The sequence below is a fragment of the Mycobacterium europaeum genome (assembly GCF_034555895.2).
Taxonomy (GTDB): Bacteria; Actinomycetota; Actinomycetes; order Mycobacteriales; family Mycobacteriaceae; genus Mycobacterium; species Mycobacterium europaeum.
Window position 1 is genome coordinate 1711877 of the sequence record NZ_CP157315.1, and the last position, 19719, is coordinate 1731595.

22 protein-coding genes are annotated in these 19719 nt (G+C 68.5%); 19 read left to right on the plus strand and 3 right to left on the minus strand.

What is annotated here, in order from left to right; genetic code table 11:
- Window positions 1-12 precede the first annotated feature (12 nt).
- Window positions 13-2025 carry a phosphotransferase gene (locus U8D42_RS08030; protein ID WP_322860644.1) on the plus strand — a complete coding sequence of 671 codons (2013 nt, stop codon included), beginning with the start codon at window positions 13-15 and terminating at the stop codon, window positions 2023-2025.
- On the plus strand, window positions 2022-2519 hold the full coding sequence (locus U8D42_RS08035) for a gluconokinase (RefSeq protein WP_322860645.1): 498 nt from the start codon (window positions 2022-2024) through the stop codon (window positions 2517-2519). Before U8D42_RS08030 ends, U8D42_RS08035 begins: the two co-directional genes overlap by 4 nt.
- A gap of 16 nt (window positions 2520-2535) precedes the next feature.
- Here U8D42_RS08035 and U8D42_RS08040 read toward each other — a convergent pair whose 3' ends face one another.
- Complete coding sequence (locus U8D42_RS08040; RefSeq protein ID WP_322860646.1) at window positions 2536-3567, minus strand: DoxX family protein; 1032 nt, start codon at window positions 3565-3567, stop codon at window positions 2536-2538.
- A 94-nt stretch (window positions 3568-3661) separates the two neighbouring features.
- On the opposite strand from U8D42_RS08040, the gene pncA reads away from it, so the two are divergent.
- A complete protein-coding gene (gene pncA, locus U8D42_RS08045; RefSeq protein ID WP_322860647.1) occupies window positions 3662-4222 on the plus strand; it encodes a pyrazinamidase PncA in 561 nt (186 codons plus the stop codon).
- Window positions 4222-5022 (plus strand): nuclear transport factor 2 family protein, encoded by an 801-nt coding sequence (locus U8D42_RS08050; RefSeq protein ID WP_322860648.1) that lies wholly within the window; start codon window positions 4222-4224, stop codon window positions 5020-5022. The genes pncA and U8D42_RS08050 overlap by 1 nt, the downstream gene beginning before the upstream one ends.
- Window positions 5023-5034: 12 nt before the next feature.
- Here U8D42_RS08050 and U8D42_RS08055 read toward each other — a convergent pair whose 3' ends face one another.
- Entirely contained in the window at window positions 5035-5385 is a 351-nt protein-coding gene (locus U8D42_RS08055; protein ID WP_322860649.1) for a DoxX family protein, read from the minus strand.
- Window positions 5386-5553: 168 nt separating this feature from the next.
- Here U8D42_RS08055 and U8D42_RS08060 point away from each other — a divergent pair, with 168 nt between their 5' ends.
- The 6 genes from U8D42_RS08060 to U8D42_RS08085 are packed head-to-tail and all read left to right on the plus strand — an operon-like array spanning window position 5554 to window position 11713.
- Window positions 5554-6549, plus strand: coding sequence for a sigma-70 family RNA polymerase sigma factor (locus U8D42_RS08060; RefSeq protein ID WP_322860650.1), 996 nt, complete (start codon window positions 5554-5556; stop codon window positions 6547-6549).
- On the plus strand, window positions 6539-7861 hold the full coding sequence (locus tag U8D42_RS08065) for an ABC transporter substrate-binding protein (RefSeq protein WP_322860651.1): 1323 nt from the start codon (window positions 6539-6541) through the stop codon (window positions 7859-7861). The genes U8D42_RS08060 and U8D42_RS08065 overlap by 11 nt, the downstream gene beginning before the upstream one ends.
- Window positions 7858-8817: a carbohydrate ABC transporter permease gene (locus U8D42_RS08070; protein WP_085239885.1), complete on the plus strand. Its 960-nt coding sequence runs from the start codon at window positions 7858-7860 to the stop codon at window positions 8815-8817. Before U8D42_RS08065 ends, U8D42_RS08070 begins: the two co-directional genes overlap by 4 nt.
- Window positions 8804-9646 carry a carbohydrate ABC transporter permease gene (locus U8D42_RS08075; RefSeq protein WP_090422185.1) on the plus strand — a complete coding sequence of 281 codons (843 nt, stop codon included), beginning with the start codon at window positions 8804-8806 and terminating at the stop codon, window positions 9644-9646. The genes U8D42_RS08070 and U8D42_RS08075 overlap by 14 nt, the downstream gene beginning before the upstream one ends.
- A gap of 4 nt (window positions 9647-9650) precedes the next feature.
- Complete coding sequence (locus U8D42_RS08080; RefSeq protein WP_322860652.1) at window positions 9651-10721, plus strand: ABC transporter ATP-binding protein; 1071 nt, start codon at window positions 9651-9653, stop codon at window positions 10719-10721.
- Between the two features lie 26 nt (window positions 10722-10747).
- Window positions 10748-11713 (plus strand): patatin-like phospholipase family protein, encoded by a 966-nt coding sequence (locus U8D42_RS08085; RefSeq protein ID WP_085239972.1) that lies wholly within the window; start codon window positions 10748-10750, stop codon window positions 11711-11713.
- 27 nt (window positions 11714-11740) lie between these two features.
- Here U8D42_RS08085 and U8D42_RS08090 read toward each other — a convergent pair whose 3' ends face one another.
- On the minus strand, window positions 11741-12028 hold the full coding sequence (locus tag U8D42_RS08090) for a DUF3349 domain-containing protein (RefSeq protein ID WP_085239888.1): 288 nt from the start codon (window positions 12026-12028) through the stop codon (window positions 11741-11743).
- A gap of 216 nt (window positions 12029-12244) precedes the next feature.
- Between U8D42_RS08090 and U8D42_RS08095 the strand changes: the two genes are divergently transcribed.
- The 9 genes from U8D42_RS08095 to U8D42_RS08135 all read left to right on the plus strand — a co-directional run bounded on the left by U8D42_RS08095 (window position 12245) and on the right by U8D42_RS08135 (window position 19709).
- On the plus strand, window positions 12245-13081 hold the full coding sequence (locus U8D42_RS08095) for a DUF3097 family protein (RefSeq protein ID WP_322860653.1): 837 nt from the start codon (window positions 12245-12247) through the stop codon (window positions 13079-13081).
- A 121-nt stretch (window positions 13082-13202) separates the two neighbouring features.
- Window positions 13203-14378: an iron uptake system protein EfeO gene (gene efeO / locus U8D42_RS08100; protein WP_322860724.1), complete on the plus strand. Its 1176-nt coding sequence runs from the start codon at window positions 13203-13205 to the stop codon at window positions 14376-14378.
- A gap of 2 nt (window positions 14379-14380) precedes the next feature.
- Window positions 14381-15667, plus strand: coding sequence for an iron uptake transporter deferrochelatase/peroxidase subunit (efeB, locus tag U8D42_RS08105; RefSeq protein ID WP_431523832.1), 1287 nt, complete (start codon window positions 14381-14383; stop codon window positions 15665-15667).
- Window positions 15668-15828: 161 nt separating this feature from the next.
- Window positions 15829-16353 (plus strand): OsmC family protein, encoded by a 525-nt coding sequence (locus U8D42_RS08110; protein ID WP_322860654.1) that lies wholly within the window; start codon window positions 15829-15831, stop codon window positions 16351-16353.
- Window positions 16354-16375: 22 nt separating this feature from the next.
- Entirely contained in the window at window positions 16376-16852 is a 477-nt protein-coding gene (cynS, locus tag U8D42_RS08115) for a cyanase (protein ID WP_085239892.1), read from the plus strand.
- Window positions 16849-17916, plus strand: a complete 1068-nt coding sequence (locus U8D42_RS08120) for an acyl-CoA dehydrogenase family protein (protein ID WP_322860655.1) — start codon at window positions 16849-16851, stop codon at window positions 17914-17916. The genes cynS and U8D42_RS08120 overlap by 4 nt, the downstream gene beginning before the upstream one ends.
- Window positions 17917-17926: 10 nt before the next feature.
- Window positions 17927-18547: an RNA polymerase sigma factor gene (locus tag U8D42_RS08125; RefSeq protein WP_085239894.1), complete on the plus strand. Its 621-nt coding sequence runs from the start codon at window positions 17927-17929 to the stop codon at window positions 18545-18547.
- Window positions 18544-18813 carry a hypothetical protein gene (locus U8D42_RS08130; protein ID WP_085239895.1) on the plus strand — a complete coding sequence of 90 codons (270 nt, stop codon included), beginning with the start codon at window positions 18544-18546 and terminating at the stop codon, window positions 18811-18813. Before U8D42_RS08125 ends, U8D42_RS08130 begins: the two co-directional genes overlap by 4 nt.
- The gene (locus U8D42_RS08135; protein WP_085239896.1) at window positions 18810-19709 is read left to right on the plus strand and encodes a formate/nitrite transporter family protein; all 900 of its coding nucleotides are present in this window, start codon (window positions 18810-18812) and stop codon (window positions 19707-19709) included. Before U8D42_RS08130 ends, U8D42_RS08135 begins: the two co-directional genes overlap by 4 nt.
- The last annotated feature ends 10 nt before the right edge of the window (window positions 19710-19719 follow it).

Here is a 19719-nt window from a genome sequence, read left to right on the forward strand (position 1 = left end):
CACGCTGACCCCATGCATGCCGACATCGCACAAGTCATCGAACGACCCGGAGACCTCACTGCCGAATGGCTGACCGCGGCGATCGGCGCCGGACCCGTCGCCGACTTCTCGGTGGAGCGCATCGGCACCGGGCAGATGAGCGAGTGCTACCGCATCCGTCTCGACTACGCCGACGGCGCGGCGGGCCCCGACCGGCCCGAGTCCGTGGTGCTCAAGGTGGCGGCCACCGACCCTGTGAGTCGGCAGACGGGGCTGGCCCTGGGCCTCTACGAACGGGAGGTGCGGTTTTACGGCGACATAGCGCCACGGCTGGGCGGGCCGATAGCGCCGTGCTATCACGCCGCCGTCGATACCTCCACCGGTGCGTTCGATCTGCTGTTGGGTGATGCCGGGCCGGCGGTCGTAGGAGACGAAATCGCCGGCGCGACAGCCGAACAGGCGCACCTGTGCGTCGTCGAGCTGGGACGGCTGCACGGCCCACTGCTCGGCGACACCGCGCTGGCCGAAGCGCCGTGGCTGAACCGCGATTCACCGCTCAACCAGGCGATGATCGCGCCGCTGTACGCCGGGTTCGTCGACCGCTACGGCGACCAGATCGCGCCGGAGCACCGCGTGGTGTGCGAACGCCTGGTCGCGTCCTTCGACGGATACCTGGCCCAGGAGGCGGCACCCGACCGCGTCCAGGGCCTGATGCACGGCGACTACCGGTTGGACAACCTGCTGTTCGGGACGGCCGGGGCCGACCGTCCGTTGACGGTCGTCGATTGGCAGACGGTGTCCTGGGGTCCGGCCCTGACCGACCTGTCGTACTTCCTGGGCTGCGCGCTGCCGACCCAGGATCGCCGGGAGCACTACGACGCGTTTCTGCGCGCCTACCACCGGGCGCTGGGGCCGTCGGCACCCCTGTCGCTCGCCGACGTGGCCGAAGGCGTGCGCCGGCAAAGCTTTTTCGGCGTGATGATGGCGATCGTGTCCTCGATGCTGGTGGAACGTACCGAGCGCGGCGACCGGATGTTCATGACGATGCTGCAACGACACTGCGATCATGTGCTCGACACGGACGCGCTGGCGACGCTGCCCGTCGCGCAGACGCCCGAACCCCTGCGGCCTTCGGAGGCCGACGAACTCGCGCACGCCCCGACCGCCGAGCCGCTCTGGAGCGAAAGCTGGTACGCCGACTTCGCCGATGCGGCACAGGGATTGGGTGGCTGGTTTCGCCTCGGCCTGATCGCCAACGAGCAGACGGCGTGGGTGCACGCGCTGCTGTGCGGTCCGGACATGCCGACCGTGGCCGTGGACGTGCGGGTGCCGCTGCCGGCGGACCCGTGGGTATTGGGCACGGACTCCTTCGAACTCGGCCATGCCGCGACGGCGCCGCTGCAGGCCTACCGCCTCGACCTGCGAGCGCGGGCTCAGGCCTACCCCGATCCGTCGGCGTTGTTGCGCGGCGAGGCCGGCACCCCGGTCGAGATGACGATGAACCTGGTGTGGGACACCGACGGCGTCCCCTACAAGTACCGCATGACCACCCGGTATGAGATCCCTTGCCGGGTCTCGGGCACGGTCACCGTCGGCGACACCGGCTACCGGGTCGAGTCGGTTCCCGGCCAGCGCGACCATTCCTGGGGTGTGCGCGACTGGTGGAGCATGGACTGGATGTGGAGCGCGCTGCACCTCGATGACGGCACCCACCTGCACGGGGTGAACATCCGCATTCCCGGCGCGCCGGCCTTCAGCATCGGCTACGCGCAGGGCGCGGACGGCGGCGTCACCGAACTGCAGACCGTCGACTCACGAGAGTCCTTCGGCGCCAACGGCTTACCGCTGAACGCCACGCTGACCCTGGAGCCCGGCGACATCACCGCCGACGTCAACGTGTGCGGGCACGCGCCGGTACGCCTGACCGCGACCGACGGGCGGGTCAGCCAGTTTCCGCGGGCCTGGGCCACGGTCGCGACGGCCGACGGCCGACGCGGGGTCGGCTGGGTGGAGTGGAACCGCAACCTTCCCGCAGAAACCGAGTGAGCGGACCCGCGCCCGTCGTGGTGATGGGTGTCTCGGGTTCGGGCAAGTCGACCGTGGGAACAGCACTCGCGCAACGCTTGCGAGTTCCCTTCGTCGACGCCGACACGCTGCACCCGCGGGCCAACATCGCCAAGATGGCGGCCGGTGAGCCACTCGACGACGATGACCGCTTTCCGTGGCTGGACCGGGTCGGCGAGTGGTTGGCCGCACACCGCCGCGGCGGCGTGGTGAGTTGCTCGGCGCTCAAGCGCAAATACCGCGACCAACTGCGCGGGCACTGCCCGCGGGTCGAGTTCCTCCACCTCGCGGGTTCACCGGCACTGATCAGCGGCCGACTGGCCACCCGGACGGGTCACTTCATGCCGGCCGCGCTGTTGCGCTCGCAATTCGACGCGCTCGAGCCGCTCGCCGCCGACGAGTCCGGCGTGACCGTCGACGCCGGCCGGGAGGTCGACGCGATCATCGACGCGTTCCTGTCGGGCCGGACGCCCTAGCCGGCGGGCGATCCGCTCAGGAGGAAAGCTTGCGGTGACCGGTCTTGACCTGCTCACCGAGTCGCTCGCGGGCGGTGTCCGCCAGGTAGCCACCGCGAGCGCGGGCGGTCTCGGCCAGGTAGCTGCCACGCGCGCGGGCGGTGTCGGCGAGCTCCTCGCCCCGATCCAGCGCCGTGCTCGCCAATTCCTCCCCGCGCTTGCGCGCCTTCTTGGCCACCTTCTCGCTGCGCTTGCGCGCCTTCTTGGCCAGCGGCGCCCAGTCGGCGGCGTCGTCGGCGAGCTCTTCTCCGCGCTTCTGCGCCTTCTTCACCAGCGGCGCGGCCCGCTCTGCGGCCTCTTCGGCGAGCTCTTCTCCGCGCTTGCGGGCCTTCTTGGCCAGCGGCTTGCTTCGTTCGGCGGCCGTGCTGGCGAATTCACGGCCACGTTCCAGCGCAGCCTCGGCGTAGGGCGCGCCCCGTTCGGCGGCCGTGCTGGCGAGTTCGCGGCCCCGTTCGGCGCCGATCTGCAGGCTGTGCACGATCTTCTCGCCCAGCTCCGAGAAGTCGGTGTCGAATGCGGCGTCGTCTGACCCCGGGAGCGCCGCCGACACTCGCTCCGAGAGCCGCTCGGCCGCCCGGCGCCCGCGCCATCCGAGTGACGGCTTGCCCGCCGTGTCGGCGGACGCGATCAACAACCCGCCGACCAGGCTGAGGTCCGTGAGAAATTGCTGGCGCTTCTGGGCTTTCGCCTGCGGATCGCTCTCGTTCCAGAACGAGTGCGCGCCGAGGTTGGCGGGCAGCACCGTGACGGCGAGCGCGGCCGAGGCGACGCGGGGCAGCTTGCCGGTGGCGAGCAGCAGGCCTCCGCCGATCTGGACGGCCGCGGTGATTTGCGCGAACGTCTCGGGGTCGCTCGGAATGTTGCCGCTCACCGAATTCGGCAGCGCCTGCAAACCGTCCACCGCGGGCGCGGCGGCCGCCGCGGCCGATTTGGGGTTGAGCAGGGAATTGACTCCTTGGCCGATGAATGCCACTGACAGCAATGGGCGCGCGATTCTCCGGATCAACATGGCCGGTGATTACCCGACTGGTTCGCGGACAAACCGCCCCGGGCGTCTGCGCAGCTGAAGCGCCATGGCGGGCGACACCGATAGGGTGAAACCCGTGAGGGCGTTGATCATCGTCGACGTGCAAAACGATTTCTGCGCGGGCGGTTCGCTTCCGGTGGCCGGCGGCGCCGCCGTCGCACCCGCCATCACCGCCTATCTGGCCGGCGAGCCGGGCTATCAGCACGTGGTAGCAACCCAGGACTTTCACATCCGGCCCGGCGACCATTTCTCCGACCGGCCGGATTATTCGTCGTCGTGGCCCCCGCACTGCATCGCGGGAAGCCCCGGCGCTCAGTTGCGGCCCGACCTGGACACCCGCCGGATCGAGGCGGTGTTCCGCAAGGGAGCCTACGCCGCGGCCTACAGCGGTTTCGAGGGCGTCGACGAGAACGGGACCCCACTGCTGGACTGGTTGCGGCAGCGGGGGGTCGACGAGGTCGACGTGGTCGGCATCGCCACCGACCAGTGCGTCCGCGAAACCGCGGAGGACGCCGCACGGGCGGGCCTGTCCACCCGGGTGCTGGTGAACCTGACGGCGGCCGTCTCGCCGGACTCGGCCGCCGAGGCCCTGAAGGAGATGCGGGCCGCCGGCGTCGAGCTGGTCGGGGGACCGTGATGGCGGCGCCACCGGATCGGGAGACGCTGCTCGCCGCCGTCGAGCGCTCGCCGCGCGCGGCCGCCGCGCACGACCGCGCCGGGTGGGTGGCGCTGTTCACCGACGACGCCCGGGTGGAGGACCCGGTCGGATCGCGCCCGCACGTCGGGCACGAACAGATCGGCCGCTTCTACGACACCTTCATCGGTCCGCGCGACATCACCTTTCACCGCGACCTCGACATCGTCTTCGAGACCGTGGTGCTGCGCGATCTCGAGCTCGAAGTGGCGATGGGCTCAGGGGTCACGATGCACATCCCCGCCTTCTTGCGCTACGACCTGCGAGACGCCAACGGGCGGTGGCGGATTGAGGAACTACGGGCCTACTGGGAACTGCCCGCGATGGTGCTGCAATTCCTGTCGACCGGATCGCGCGCGGCGTCGCCGGCCCTGCGACTGACGCGGGGCCTGCTGAGCAATCAGCGGCTGCGCGGCACGGCCGGCTTCCTGACGGGGTTCCGGCGGGTGGGCGCGGGGCGCAAGAAACTCGCCGAGGAGTTCCTGCGCGCCGCCGGGCGGCGCGATCACGGCGCAGCCGGTCGGGCCCTATCGCCAAGGGCCACAATAACTCTGGGTGACCACGAGCAGCTGGACCTCGCTGACCTCGCCGATCAGCTGGACGGCGCCCGTCCGACCAAGACGATCAGCGCGGGCCCCACGGTGACGATCTCGGTCGACTCCCGGCGTGGGCGCGGGATGCTGTTCGCCGACATGGGCCGGCGGGGCGCCACCATCAACCGGGTCCGGTATTTTCCCGGCTGAGCGCGAACCCGGTCAACGCAACACCAGCAGCGCCAGTGAGGCGACCGACAGGCACAGGTATGCCCCGGGGAACGCGATGTTGTAGAGCACGCCTGCCCGCAGGTGCGTCACGACGGCGCCGACGAAGAACAGCACCAGGCCGGCCCCGGCCGCGATTCCCAAGGCGGGCAGCCCCATCAGGCCCACGACCAGGCCGACCGCGCCGGCCAGCTTCACCGCACCCAGCGCCGGCAACCACGAACGCGGCACCCCCACTTCGGCCGAGTTCGCCAGGACGAACCCCGCCGGGATGAGGTCGGCCACGGCGATCCCGGCGGTGCCGGCGGCGGTCAACACGGTGATCACGATGCAGGCGGTGTTCATCTGCGCCAAACCTCCGCGGGGCGGCCGGTTTTGCGGCGGCGAGCCGGATGGTCGCCGCGGGCGCCGCGGCGCACAATCGATAAGGTCATGGTGCAGGCCTCCTTTGCAACAGAGAGCTCGAGGGACGCGGTCATTCTCTTGACGGCTCCTGTGCGGAAAAGGTGACCTATGAGCGCCCATAAGAATCTGGCCGATCTCGCGCGGCGTTTCGACGCCGACCGGCGACACCTGAGGTCCGTCGCGTTCCAGCTGCTGGGCTCGGCGGCCGACGCCGACGACGCGGTTCAGTCGGCGTGGCTCAAGGCCAGCCGCGCCGATTTCGGCGCGGTCGACAACCTCACCGGCTGGTTCACCACCATCACCGCGCGCGAGGCCGTCGACCAGCTCCGGGCGCGCAAGAGACGGGCCGAACAGCCGCTCATCACCACCGACGAGCTGGATCGGCTGACCGCGGCCTCAACGGCGCCCGCCGACGAGGACGCGCTGTTGACGGAGTCGGTGAGCAACGCGCTGCTCGTGGTCCTCGATCGGCTCTCGCCGGCGCAGCGCGTCGCGTTCGTGCTGCATGACCTGTTCGCGGTGCCCTTCGAAGAGGTCGCCACCCTGCTGAACCGGTCGCCGGACGCCGCGAAGAAGCTGGCAAGCCGGGCGCGTGGGCGGCTGCAGGCGGAGCCGGATGCCCCACCCGGGCGCGTGGCCAAGCACCTCGAGATCGTCGAAGCGTTTCTCGCGGCGTCCCGCGGCGGTGACATCGCCGCCCTGCTCGAGCTGCTGGCGCCCGACGTGGTCCGCACGGTGGATCGGGCGCTGGTTCCCGAGGACGTGCCGACCCAGGTGCGCGGCGCCGCGCAGGTCGCGGAGGAGACCCGCCGGTTCGCTCAGCGGGCGCGTGCCGGTGCGGTCATGCTCATCGACGGGGCGCCGGGCGTGGTGATCGCCCCGCAGGGGCGGGTGCAGGCCCTGTTGCTGATCGCCGTCGGAGCCGACGACCGCATCCACGCGATCGACATCATCGGGGACCGCGACCGCATCCACCGGGCCGTTCTGGCGCTGCCGAGCCGGCCGATTCCCCAGCACCACAGCCGTGTCGGGTACCAAGGACATCAGACACCGCCGGCGGGGCAGCCGGCACCGGGGCGAAAACGGGAGCGCGATGCTCGATAAGCCGTTCGGACGGCGCGGCCTGCTGCGCGGGGCCGGCGCGCTCACCGCGGCATCGCTGGCGCCCTGGGCCGGCGGCTGCGCCCCCGAGGACGACTCCTTGACGTTCTTCTTCGCGGCCAACCCCGAGGAACGCGACGCCAGGCTCCGCATCGTCGACGAGTTCGCGCGCCGCCACCCGGACATCAAGGTTCGCCCGGTGCTTTCGGCGCCGGGCGTGATGCAGCAGTTGTCCACGTTCTGCGCCGGCGGCAAGTGCCCGGACGTCTTGATGGCGTGGGATCTCAGCTACGCCGAGCTGGCCGCCCGGGGCGTGCTGCTCGACCTCAACACGATGCTGTCGCGCGACCAGGCCTTCGCGGCCGAGTTGAAGTCCGACGGCATCGGGGCGCTGTTTGACACCTTCACGTTCAACGGAGGCCAGTACGCGCTCCCGGAGCAATGGTCCGGAAACTATTTGTTCTACAACAAGCGGCTGTTCGCCGAGGCCGGGGTGCAGCCGCCGCCCACTTCGTGGGAGCGGCCCTGGGATTTCACCGAGTTCCTGAATACCGCCACCGCGCTCACCAAGCGCAGCGGAACTGGGCGGGCCACCCAGTGGGGGTTCGTGAACATGTTCGTTTCGTACTACTCGGCCGGGCTGTTCGCCATGAACAATGGTGTGCCGTGGTCCAGCCCGTTGAAGAACCCGACCCACTTCAATTTCGGTGACGATGCGTTCATCGAGGCGGTGCAGTTCTATGCCGATCTGGCCAACAGGCACAGGGTCGCGCCCAATGCGTCCGAGGTGCAGTCGATGTCCGCGCCCGACCTGTTCGCGGCGGGCCGGGCGGCGATGGCGATGGGCGGCCACTGGCGCTACCAGACCTTCATCCGGGCCGACGGCCTGGATTTCGATGTCACGCCGTTGCCGGTCGGGCCGCGACGGCAGGGGCAGGCCGCGCACTCCGACATCGGTTCCACCGGACTGGCCATCTCCTCGAGCAGTCCACGCAAGGAGCAGGCATGGGAGTTCGTGAAATTCGCGACCGGGCCCGTCGGTCAGGCGCTGATCAGTGAGTCCAGCCTCTTCGTGCCGGTGCTGCAATCGGCGCTCAATTCGCCCGGATTCGCCAGGGCCCACCGGAACGTCGGCAACCTCGCCGTGCTCACCCAAGGGCCGGCGTACTCCGAAGGGTTGCCGGTCACTCCGGCGTGGGAGAAGATCGTCGCCTTGATGGACCGCAGCTTCGGGCCGGTGCTGCGTGGCTCGCGGCCCGCGACATCCCTGGCCGGTCTGTCGCCCGCCATCAACGAGGTGCTGCGCAACCCATGACCTCCGTCGACACCGGCCCGGCGGCCGGCCGCGCGACCCGCAAGCCCGTCAACGGCGCGGGCCCCTGGCGGCGGCGCGCCCGGGCCGGCCGCCTCTTCGTGGCGCCGAACCTGGCCGCCGTCGCGGTGTTCATGCTGTTTCCGCTGGGATTCTCGCTGTACATGAGCTTTCAGCGGTGGGATATCTTCAGACCGCCGAAGTTTGTGGGCCTCAAGAACTTCCACGACCTGTTCACCTCGGATCCGCTCTTCCTGATCGCCATCCGCAACACCGTCGTCTTCACCCTCGGAACGGTCGTGCCCACCATCGTCGTCAGCCTCGTCGTGGCCGGTGTGCTGAACCGCAAGGTCCGGGGCATCGGCATCTTCCGCACCATCGTCTTTCTGCCCCTGGCCATCTCGTCGGTGGTCATGGCGGTCGTGTGGCAATTCGTGTTCAACACGGACAGCGGGTTGCTCAACATCATGCTGGGCTGGCTCGGGATCGGGCCGGTCCCGTGGTTGGTCGACCCACGATGGGCCATGGCCTCGCTCTGCGTCGTCAGCGTGTGGCGCAGCGTGCCGTTCGCCACCGTCATCCTGCTCGCGGCGATGCAGGGGGTTCCCGAGACCGTCTACGAGGCGGCCCGAATCGACGGGGCGGGCGAGATCCGGCAGTTCGTGTCCATCACGGTGCCGCTGATCCGCGGGTCGATATCATTCGTGGGCGTCATCTCGATCATCCACGCGTTCCAGGCCTTTGACATGGTGTACGTCCTCAACGGCGCGAACGGCGGTCCGGAAACCGCCACGTATGTCCTGGGCATCATGCTGTTTCAGCACGCGTTCTCGTTCCTGGAATTCGGGTACGCGTCCGCGCTGGCGTGGGTGATGTTCGCCATCCTGCTCGTGTTGACCGTGGTGCAGCTGCGGATCACCCGGCAACGGTCCTGGGAGACGTCTCGTGGCCTCAGCTGAGCGGTTGTTCACCCGCCATGTCGTTCGCGGTGTGCTCGTTTACGCCGCGCTGATCGGGATCGCCTGGTGCTGGTTGTTCCCGATCGCCTGGGCCGTGTCCGGCTCATTGAAGGGCGAGGGAGAGGTCACCGAGCCGAGGTTGCTGCCGGCGCATCCGAGGTGGTCCAACTACACCGAGGTGTTCTCGTTGATGCCCTTCGCACGAATGTTTTTCAACACCGTGCTGTACGCCGGGTGCGTGACCGCCGGGCAGGTGTTCTTCTGCTCGTTGGCCGGATACGCGTTCGCCCGGCTGCAGTTCCGCGGCCGTGACACGCTGTTCGTGCTCTACCTGGGCACCTTGATGGTGCCGCTGACCGTGACCGTGATCCCGCAGTTCATCCTGATGCGGACGGTCGGGTGGGTCGACACCCCCTGGTCGATGATCGTGCCGGGCTTGTTCGGCAGCGCATTCGGCACGTACCTGATGCGTCAGTTCTTTCGAACGCTGCCGACCGATCTCGAGGAGGCGGCGATACTCGACGGCTGTTCGCCGTGGCAGATCTACTGGCGAATCCTGCTGCCCCATGCCCGTCCGGCGGTGATGGTTCTGGCGGTGCTCACCTGGGTCAACGTCTGGAACGACTTCCTGTGGCCGCTGCTGATGCTTCAGCGCAACAGCCTGGCCACGCTGACGCTCGGCCTGGTCCGGCTGCGGGGCGAGTACGTCGCGCGCTGGCCGATCATCATGGCGGCCTCGATGGTGATCATGTTGCCGTTGGTGATCATCTATGCGGTCGCGCAGCGCTCGTTTGTCAGGGGCATCGCCGTCACGGGACTCAACGGTTAAGCCCATGGCCTCCGTCACTTTCGAGCAGGCGACCCGCCGCTACGCCGGAGCCGAGCGCCCGGCCCTCGACCGCCTCGATCTGGAGGTCGGTGACGGCGAGTTCGTCGTTCTGGTCGGCCCCTCCGGATGCGGCAAGACCACCTCGCTGCGAATGGTCGCGGGGCTCGAGGCGCTGGACTCCGGGCGCATCCGGATCGGGGACCGCGACGTCACCACCGTCGATCCCAAGGACCGCGACGTCGCGATGGTGTTCCAGAACTATGCGCTCTACCCGCACATGACGGTGGCGCAGAACATGGGCTTCGCCCTCAAGATCGCCAAGACGCCGAAGGCCGAGATTCGCGACCGGGTCCTGGATGCGGCGAGACTGCTGGACCTGCAGCCATATCTGGACCGCAAGCCCAAGGAGCTTTCCGGTGGGCAACGCCAACGGGTGGCGATGGGACGCGCGATCGTGCGCCGCCCCCAGGTCTTCCTGATGGACGAGCCGCTGTCCAATCTCGATGCCAAGCTGCGCGTGCAGACCCGCAATCAGATCGCGGCGCTGCAACGGCGGCTCGGCACCACCACCGTCTACGTCACCCACGACCAGGTCGAGGCGATGACCATGGGCGATCGGGTCGCGGTCCTGAGCGACGGCGTGCTGCAACAGTTCGCCGCGCCGCGCGAGCTGTACCGCAACCCGGTCAACGTCTTCGTCGCGGGCTTCATCGGGTCCCCGGCGATGAATCTGTTCACCCTGCCGATCGTCGATTCCTCAGTGTCGCTGGGGGATTGGCTTATCCCGCTTCCGCGGCAGCTCGCCGGCGCCGCGAGCGAGGTGGTCGTCGGAGTGCGCCCCGAGCATTTCGAACTGGGCGGCCAGGGCGTCGAGATGGAGGTCGACGTGGTCGAGGAGCTCGGGGCGGACGCCTACCTCTACGGCCGAATCACGGGCTCCGGCAAGGTCATCGACCAGCCCGTCGTCGCGCGCGCCGACGGGCGCCGGCCGCCGGAGAAGGGCAGCCGGGTGCGCCTGCACCCGGAACCGGGCCACCTGCACTTTTTCGGTGTGGACGGCCGGCGAATCTCTTGAGGGAGGGTGAGGCGATGGAGGCGGCAATGAGCGTATCCCGCGCCGACTTGGTGTGTGAAGGCGGCGGCGTCCGGGGCATCGGGCTGGTCGGTGCGGTCGACGCGCTGTCCGAGGCCGGCTACCGGTTTCCGCGCGTTGCGGGCAGCAGCGCGGGCTCGGTCGTCGCGTCGCTGGTGGCCGCCCTACAGGTCGCGGGGGAGCCGCTGAGCCGGCTGACGGAAGTGATGCGGACCATCGACTACCGGAAGTTCCTCGACCGCAGCGTGATCGGCGAGGTGCCGCTGATCGGTGGGGCACTGTCGCTGTTGGTGTCCGACGGTGTCTACCGCGGTGCCTATCTGGAACGGCTGCTCGCCGGCCTGCTCGCCGACTTGGGCGTGCGGACGTTCGGCGACCTGCGCACGGGCGAGGAGCCGGACCAGTTCGCCTGGTCGCTCGTCGTCACGGCCAGTGACCTGTCCCGGCGAAGGCTGGTGCGCATCCCCTGGGACCTCGACTCCTATGGCATCGACCCGGACGAGTTTCCGGTGGCCCGCGCCGTGCACGCCTCCTCGGCGATTCCCTATGTGTTCGAACCCGTCCGGGTGGGCGGCGCCACATGGGTCGATGGTGGCTTGCTGTCGGATTTCCCGGTCGAGCTGTTCGATCGCCCCGACGCCCAGCCGCGCTGGCCGACTTTCGGCATCCGGCTGTCCGCGCGTCCCGGCATCCCGCCCACCCATCCGGTGCGTGGTCCGGTCTCGTTGGGCATCGCCGCGATAGAGACCCTGGTGAGCAATCAGGACAATGCGTACATCGACGATCCGTGCACCGTACGGCGCACCATCTTCGTTCCCGCCGACGAGGTGAGCCCGATCGACTTCGACATCACCGCCGAGCAACGCGATGCCCTGTATCAACGAGGACGGCAAGCGGGCCAACAATTTCTGCGGACCTGGAGTTACCCGGACTACCTGGCCGCCTGCGGCGCCCCGGCGAAAGGGGCGCCCTAGCTTGGGCCCGATTCCGGGCTCCGAAGCTTATCGGCGCGCGCAGCGGATCGCGTGGAGGCGGTGCTCGACGCGCTCGACGTCAGCCGGTGACGGCAACTGGTTGGTGACGCGGGTGATCTCGACGCCGATATCAACGGGGTTGATCGGCCAGAATTGGCGCCTCATGAGTTTGTTTGCGATGGCGGTGATCTCGTCGTTGCAGAGCCGCCGGCGGGCCAGGGCGGCCAGGGGTGCATATCCGGTCGTCGGCATGCCGGCGGGATAGCCGGCCCGCACGAAAGCCACAATGCTCGACACCCAAAGGGCCAGGTCCATCGTCCACCTCGCTCACCGCCGCGTTTCTAAAGGAGCGGCAGTTCTTACGACTAGCAACGTACCATCGGCGATGTCATCAGCTGAGTAACGCCACACAGTTAAAACACAATTTTTACGCGCCGGCGGTCGCGGGTTGTGTGAGCGATCTTGGCCACGATGCTCGCGGGCGGGCGCGCCGTAACGGCGTTTGGCCGCAAGGGTTCCTAGTATTGCCGGGTGGCTGATCGCTATGGAACCGATGTCCTTGCCGCCGCGGGCCGGCGCAAGCCCCGCTCGACCGAGCACGCCGCCGAACCGGGGCTGGTGGTCGAGGACGTGCAGACCGGATACGTCGGAGCGGTGGTAAGAGTCGAGTACGGGCGGGTCGACCTCGAAGACCGGCACGGGCACGTGCGTGGCTTCCCTTTGGGCCCAGGTTATTTGCTGGAGGGCCGCCCGGTGATCCTGACGGCGCCGCGTCGTGCGGCGCCGGTCGCCGCGGCGAGGACGGCTTCCGGTTCGGTCGCGGTGCCGGGCGCCCGCGCCCGGATAGCGCGTGCCAGCCGGATCTATGTCGAGGGCCGCCACGACGCCGAACTCATCGCGCAGGTCTGGGGCGAGGATTTGCGGATCGAGGGGGTCGTCGTCGAGCACCTCGGCGGTGTGGACGACCTGGTGGACATCGTGGCCGAGTTCGCGCCCGCTCCGGGGCGGCGGCTTGGGGTGCTCGTCGATCACCTCGTCACGGGTTCGAAGGAGGCGCGGATCGCCGATGCGGTGCGGCGCGGTCCGGGCGGCAGCGACACCCTGGTGGTCGGTCATCCTTACGTCGACATCTGGCAAGCGGTGAAACCCCAGCGGCTCGGCCTGACCGATTGGCCCGATGTGCCGCGGCACATCGAGTGGAAGCACGGCGCGTGCCGGGCGCTCGGGTTGCCCCACGCCAACCAGGCGGACATCGCCAGGGCCTGGCGGCATATTCGGTCCCGCGTGCGCGACTGGAATGACTTGGAGCCCGCGCTGATCAGTCGCGTCGAGGAACTCATCGATTTCGTGACGCAGCCGGCGTCCTGACCTGGCGGGTGGCGGCGTCCCCGGGCCGTCCAACGAGAAAGGAGGCCAATTGCCGGCGCCCAGTACCGCCCCCGGACGGCGCAGGAAGTTCGGGTTGCGCTCGGCCGCAGTGGCTTTGGTGGTGATTGCGGTGACGTCCGCGTGCGGGCATTCCAGTGGCGACTCGGGCCGTGCACGAGCGGGCAAACCCGGCGCAGCCGCGGTGAAGGTCACCATGGCCGGCGTCGGCGGCAACGAGGTGTGCGCGCTGGACAACACCAGCGTGGCCGCCGGCCCGGTGACGTTCACGCTCGCGAACACGAACGCGCCCGGGATCAGCGAGGTCGAATTACTCTCCGACCAGCGGATCGTCGGCGAAAAGGAGGACCTCGCGCCCGGACTGGACCCGGTGTCGTTCACCGTCATCCTCGACGGTGGATCGTATGACCTGTTTTGCCCCGGCGCGAGCCGCGAACACCAGACTTTGACGGTGACGGGCCGGGCGCCGGCCAGCCCGGCGGGTGCCGCCGCGAGCGTGCTCAACCGGGGTGCCCAGGATTACGCGGCGTACGTCATCAAGCAGATCGGCCAGCTCGGCGACGGGGTCAAGGCGCTCGACGCCGCCGTGCAGTCGGGCAACGTCGAGGCCGCGAAGGCCGCGTACGCCAAAGCCCGGCTCTGCTGGGAACGTTCGGAGTCCGCCGTCGGAGGCTTCATCGTGTTGGGCTTCCCGGCCGGCGACAATGCCGGGCGGTTCGACTACCTGATCGACATGCGCGAGTCCACCCCCGTCGATGCGAAAGTCGGCTGGAAGGGTTTCCACGCCATCGAGCGGGACCTGTGGCGGGGCGGGGTGATCACCCCCGCCACCATGAGTCTGAGCTCCGAATTGGTCGGCAACGTGGGCAGGTTGAACGCCGTCGTCGCGCTGCTGCAGTATCAGCCCGAGGACCTGGCCAACGGCGCCAGCGACCTGATCGAAGAGATTCAGAACACCAAGATCAGCGGCGAGGAGGAGGCCTTCAGCCACATTGATCTGGTTGACTTTTCGGGCAATGTGGAGGGCGCCCAGCAGGCGTACGCGTCGCTACGGCCGGGCCTGGAGAAGATCGACGGCACTCTGGTCGGCCGGATCGACCAGCAATTCCGCACGGTGCTGGCCACTTTGGCCGGATATCGCGACCCCTCCGCGCTGGGCGGCTTCCGGACGTACACCCCAGCGCTGAAGGCCACCGACGCGGCGAAGCTGACCGCGGTCATCCAGCCGCTGCACCAAAGCCTGTCGATGGTCGCCCAGAAAGTCGTCACTGCGGGCTGATCGTGACCGACGACACCACCGAGCCCGACGAAGCCGTATCGGTTTCGCGCCGGCGCGTGCTCGGCGGCGCCGCCCTGGCCGGGCTTGCCGGTACCGCGGTCGGCGCCGCCGGCGGCGGCGTTGCGGGGTACGCGACGGCAGCGGGACGCGCGGTTGACGGTGACGACGACAACGTCGACTTGCGTCGTAGCTATCCCTTCTACGGCCAGCCGCACCAGGGTGGAATCGCCACGCCCCCACAGCGTTACGCCGTGTTCATGTCCTTCTCGCTGGCCGCCGGTGCGGGGCGCACAGAGCTGCAGACGCTGCTGGCACGCTGGTCGGCGGCGGCGGCGATCCTGCAGCGCGGAAGGCCGGTGGGCACCATCCAGCCACGGGTCGAGGTCCAGCCACCGGCCGATACCGGGGAAGCCTACGGACTGAGCCCGGCCAGTCTCACCGTCACCGTCGGACTGGGACCGTCGCTGTTCGGCGATCGGTTCGGGCTCGCCGCGCGGCGACCCGCGGTCTTCGCCGATCTGCCCCCGCTCAACGGGGACAACCTGGACCCTCGGCTGCGCGGCGGCGACCTGTCCGTGCAGGCCTGCGCCGACGACCCCCAGGTCTGCTATCACGCCGTGCGCAACCTGGCCCGGCTGGGCCGCACCATCGTCTCACCATCCTGGGCGGTGCTGGGGTTCGGGCGAGCCTCGGCCGGTCCGGGCCAGCGCACCCCGCGAAATCTCCTGGGCTTCAAGGACGGGACCCGCAACATCGCCACGCAGGCCGAGTACGACCGCTTCGTCTGGGTCGACAACAGCGACCAGCCGTGGATGAACGGTGGGACGTATCAAGTCGTGCGGAAGATCCGGATGCTGCTCGAGACGTGGGATGTCGACCGCATCGGCAATCAGCAGCGGATCTTCGGCCGCACCAAGGATGAGGGGGCGCCGCTGAGCGGCACGGGCGAATTCGATACGCCCGACTTCGCCGCCACGGGCGCCGGAGGCAGCCCGCTCATCGACCCGATGTCTCACGTTGCCTTGGCCGCCCGGGAGAACAACGACGGCATCATGATCCGCCGGCGGTCCTACAACTACACCGACGGCCTGGACGCCAACGGCCAACTCGACGCCGGCCTGCTGTTCATCTCGTATCAAAATGATCCGCAGGATTTTATTCGCCTACAGAACCGCTTGGGCGCCCACGACCTGCTCAACGAGTACATCCGCCACGTCGGCTCGGCAATCTTCGCGGTGCCGCCCGCGCCCGCCGAAGGCCACTACATCGGGCAAGGCCTTTTCGCCTAAGCAAAACCCCCGGGATTCAGCCGGCGATGGACGGCGCCACGTTTCGGCTGTGTGATGTTTCGTGTCGCCCACGTAAACCAATCGGGTCCACCGTCACACATCGGCCGCCGCAGAGCACTAACTCGGTGAAGACGCAGAATCAGCGAAACGGAGGAAGTCACATGACCAACGCGCTCGTCATCGACGCCGAAGGCCTCGACAAGCTGTCGTGCAACGCCAGGGCCAACCCGGAGACGGGAAAGAAGACCCTGAAAGCCAAGACGGTGTGCGAGACCGGGTTCCGCAACATGACCTATGTCCGTGACCTGGCGCCGATGCTGGTGGGTGAGCCGCCCGCGCTGCTCGGCGATGACTCCGCGCCCAACCCTTCCGAAACGGCGCTGGCGGCGCTGGGTTCGTGCGTGTCGGTGGGCTTGCTGGCGAACGCGACGCACCGCGGCGTGACGCTGACCAAGATCGAGGTCGAGATGGAAGGCGACATCGACATCTCCGCGGTGTGGGGTGTGGGTGACACCCCCGAGGGAAAGCGCCTCGGCTTCAGCGCCGTTCGCTGCAGGGTGACGCTGGCCGGAGACGCCGACGAGGCGACGCTCAAGGAGATCCACGACAACGCGATCGCCTGGTCACCCGTGGTGAACTCGTTCCGCAACCCGGTGAGCGTCGACTCCACCCTGTTCACCGGATAGGCATCGAGACGGGAATCGGGCTATGGCAACCACATTGACCAAGAGCGATCTCGGCCAGGTCATCAGGCTGGCCCGCGTCAAGCGGGGGCTGAGTTGGGCGAAGATCGCCGAATCGATCGGCAAGGACCCGGTGTGGACCGTCGCGGCGCTGCTCGGGCAGCATCCGCTGCCGGCCGGCGACGCGGAGACGGTCGCATCGCTTCTGGACCTCGACGACGAGGCGGTGGCGGTCCTGCAAATGATGCCGTATCGGGGTTCCGATGCGACGATGGCAACAGATCCCACGATCTACCGGTTCCACGAGGCGCTGGACGTCTACGGCCCGGCGATCAAGGAACTCATCGGTGAAGAATTCGGTGACGGCATCATGAGCGCCATCAACTTCCAGATGAGCGTGCGGCGGCGGCCGCACCCCGAAGGCGACAGAGTGGTCGTCACTTTCGACGGCAAATTCCTCGACTACGCGTGGAAGCACTCGGCCCAGGAGGTATCGAGATGACGGCGACGATGAACCCGGCGGCGGGCCAGGTGGATGCCGAACTGTTGGAAGACATCCGGGCCCACGCCGGGGCGCTGGACCGCGGCGAGCACCAGTCTCGCCGCAGCTTCACGGCCCTGGGTGGGGCCGGCCTGCTCGGGGTCGGTGCGCCCGGCAACGCCGACGGCAGACTCCCCGCCATGGCCGAGGTGATCCGGCTGATCTCCGGAGAATGCATGAGCACCGGGTTCTCTCTCTGGGCCCATCGGATGGCGGTGGAGTATCTGCTAACGGCAGCAACGCCTTTCAGCATGGCGGTGGCCCAGCCACTGCTCGCCGGCACCACGCTCGGGGTGACTGGGATGGCTTCGGCGTTCAAGGAGGCGGCCGGCTGCGGAGGTATGGAGTTGACGGCCGCGCCGGTCGATGGCGGCTACGCGGTGTCCGGATCGATCAGGTGGGCGAGCAACCTCTATCCCGACTCGACGATGGTGACCGGGGTGCGCACCGACACGGGCGAGCGGCTGATCGTGGCCTTGCCGCTGAGCACGCCCGGCGTTGCGGTTGGTGATCATTTCGACCTGCTGGCAATGGGCAGCACCGCCTCGTCATACCTGAAGCTGGCGGACGCCTACGTCCCTTCGGGGCAGGTGTTGTCGAGTGACTTCGACGCCTTCCTGCAGGCGGTCCGCCCGACGTTCCTCGTCCTGCAGTCGGCCATGTGCCTGGGGCTGACCAGAACCGCGGTGGAGCAGGCCAAAAACGGTCTCAGCGGGGTCAACTCGGTCTTCACAGCCCAAGTCGACGCCGTCGAGGAGAAGCTCGCCGGCGCGGAGGCGGCATTGGCGGAGCTGGCCGCGGCGGTGGGTGGGGACGAGCCGCCCACCAAACGACAGCTGTTGTCGCTGCGGCTTGCCGCGGCCGAACTGTCCAGCGCCAGCGCTGATCTCGAGGTCCGTACCGCCGGTGGCAAGGGGTATACGAGCAGGACATCGGCGAGTCGCCGTTACCGGGAGGCGGCGTTCATCCCCGTCCAATCCCCGTCAGAAGGCCAGCTGCGGTGGGAACTGGCCGCATGCGCCTGAGTGCGAGACCATGGTGACCCCGGTGGCGGTGCCGCCGGGGGGCACCGAATCCGAACGCGTCGTCGGCGGTGTCCCGCTTGCCAGCCTGGTCCGCGACTTTCACCTGCCGATGGTCAATTTCGCCCGCACCATGGTGGATTCGGCGACGGTGGCCGAAGAGGCCGTGCAGGAGGCCTGGGTGCAGGTCCTGCAGTCCGCGGATTCCTTCGAGGGCCGTTCTTCGGTGGCCACGTGGTTGTTCGGGATCGTCAAGAACACCGCATCGCGGCACCGGCGCCGCGAATCGCGCATCCGGGACCACGAGGTGCTGTCCGCGGAGGACGTCGATCCGCTGGCGGGCCGCATGCATCCCGCCGGCCATCCCGACGCAGGACATTGGAACCTCCCGCCGTCGCGGCGCTTCCTGCCGGAGGACCACACCGTCGAGAGCGAGCTCGTCGGGCATGTGCGTGCGGCGCTGGATGCGCTGCCGGCGCGGCAACGCCAACTGGTCATCCTGCGTGACATCGTCGGCGCCTCCGCGGAGGAGGCGGCCGGACTGCTCGAACTCACCGCTGAAGGGCAGCGCGCGCTGCTGTACCGCGCCCGCGGAAATCTTCGCAACGAATTGGAAAAGCGGTATCGCCGATGACCGTCCACGACAACACCGTTCCGGCCGTCGACTGCGTCGAGTTCGTCCACCTCGTCGACGACCTCGTCGACTCCGATCCCCGGCAATGGGGCCCGATCGTCACCAAGCACCTCGACGAATGCCCCCCGTGCCTGGTCTACCTGCAACAGATGCTTGACCTGAAGATTCTGCTCAGCCACGTCTTCGAGGGGGAGAGGCTCAGCGAGGAGCACATCAGCGGAGTCATCGACGCGCTCAACGCTTTACGGAAAGGCGAACACGGATGACGATCAATACCCAAGCGCGGCAATACAACGGCGAAGCGCCGCCGGGCGCTTTGGCCGCCCTACCCCCGACCGGTACGGCGGGCGACCCATTCGAGCCGCTCAGCGTGGGTGCCATGGTGGACCGGGTGGCTGCCATGGCCGTCGAGAAGGCGACGCACCCGTGGGCATTCTTGGTGCGCTCCCTGGTCGGCGGGGCGATGGTCGCGTTCGGGGCCCTGCTGGCGTTGATGGTGAGCACCGGGGTCAAGACCCCGGGGGTTGCCAGCCTGCTGATGGGCCTCGCGTTCGGCATGTCCTTCGTCCTCATCCTGGTGTCGGGCATGTCGTTGATCACCGCCGACATGGCCGCCGGATTTCTGGCCGTGCTCAATCGCACCATGAGCGTCGGCGGCTACGCGTTCCTGGTGATCGTCGGCCTGATCGGCAACGTCGCGGGGGCGCTGGTCTTCGTCACCGTCTGCGGCGCCGCGGGAGGACCCTACCTGGGCGCCTTCGCCGAGCGGGCGGCTGCGGTCGGCGCGCAAAAGGCGGGCCAGCCGTTCTGGACGGCGCTGCTGCTGGCCGTGGTGTGCACCTGGTTCCTGCAGACCTCGATGTGCATGTTCTTCAAGGCCCGCAGCGACGTCGCCCGCATGACGTTCGCGTTCTACGGGCCGTTCGCATTCGTGATCGGCGGCACCCAGCACGTGATCGCCAACGTCGGCTTTCTCGGTCTTCCCCTGCTGCTCAACCTGTTTCATCCGGCCGCACCGCATGCGGGCATTGGTTGGGGCCTCGGTGCCCACGGCCTGCTCACCAACCTCTCGATCACCGCCGTGGGCAACCTGGTAGGCGGCACGCTGTTCGTGGCGCTACCGTTCTGGGTGATCGCGCAGTTACAGCGAAGCCTCAGCTAGCCGGCCGGTG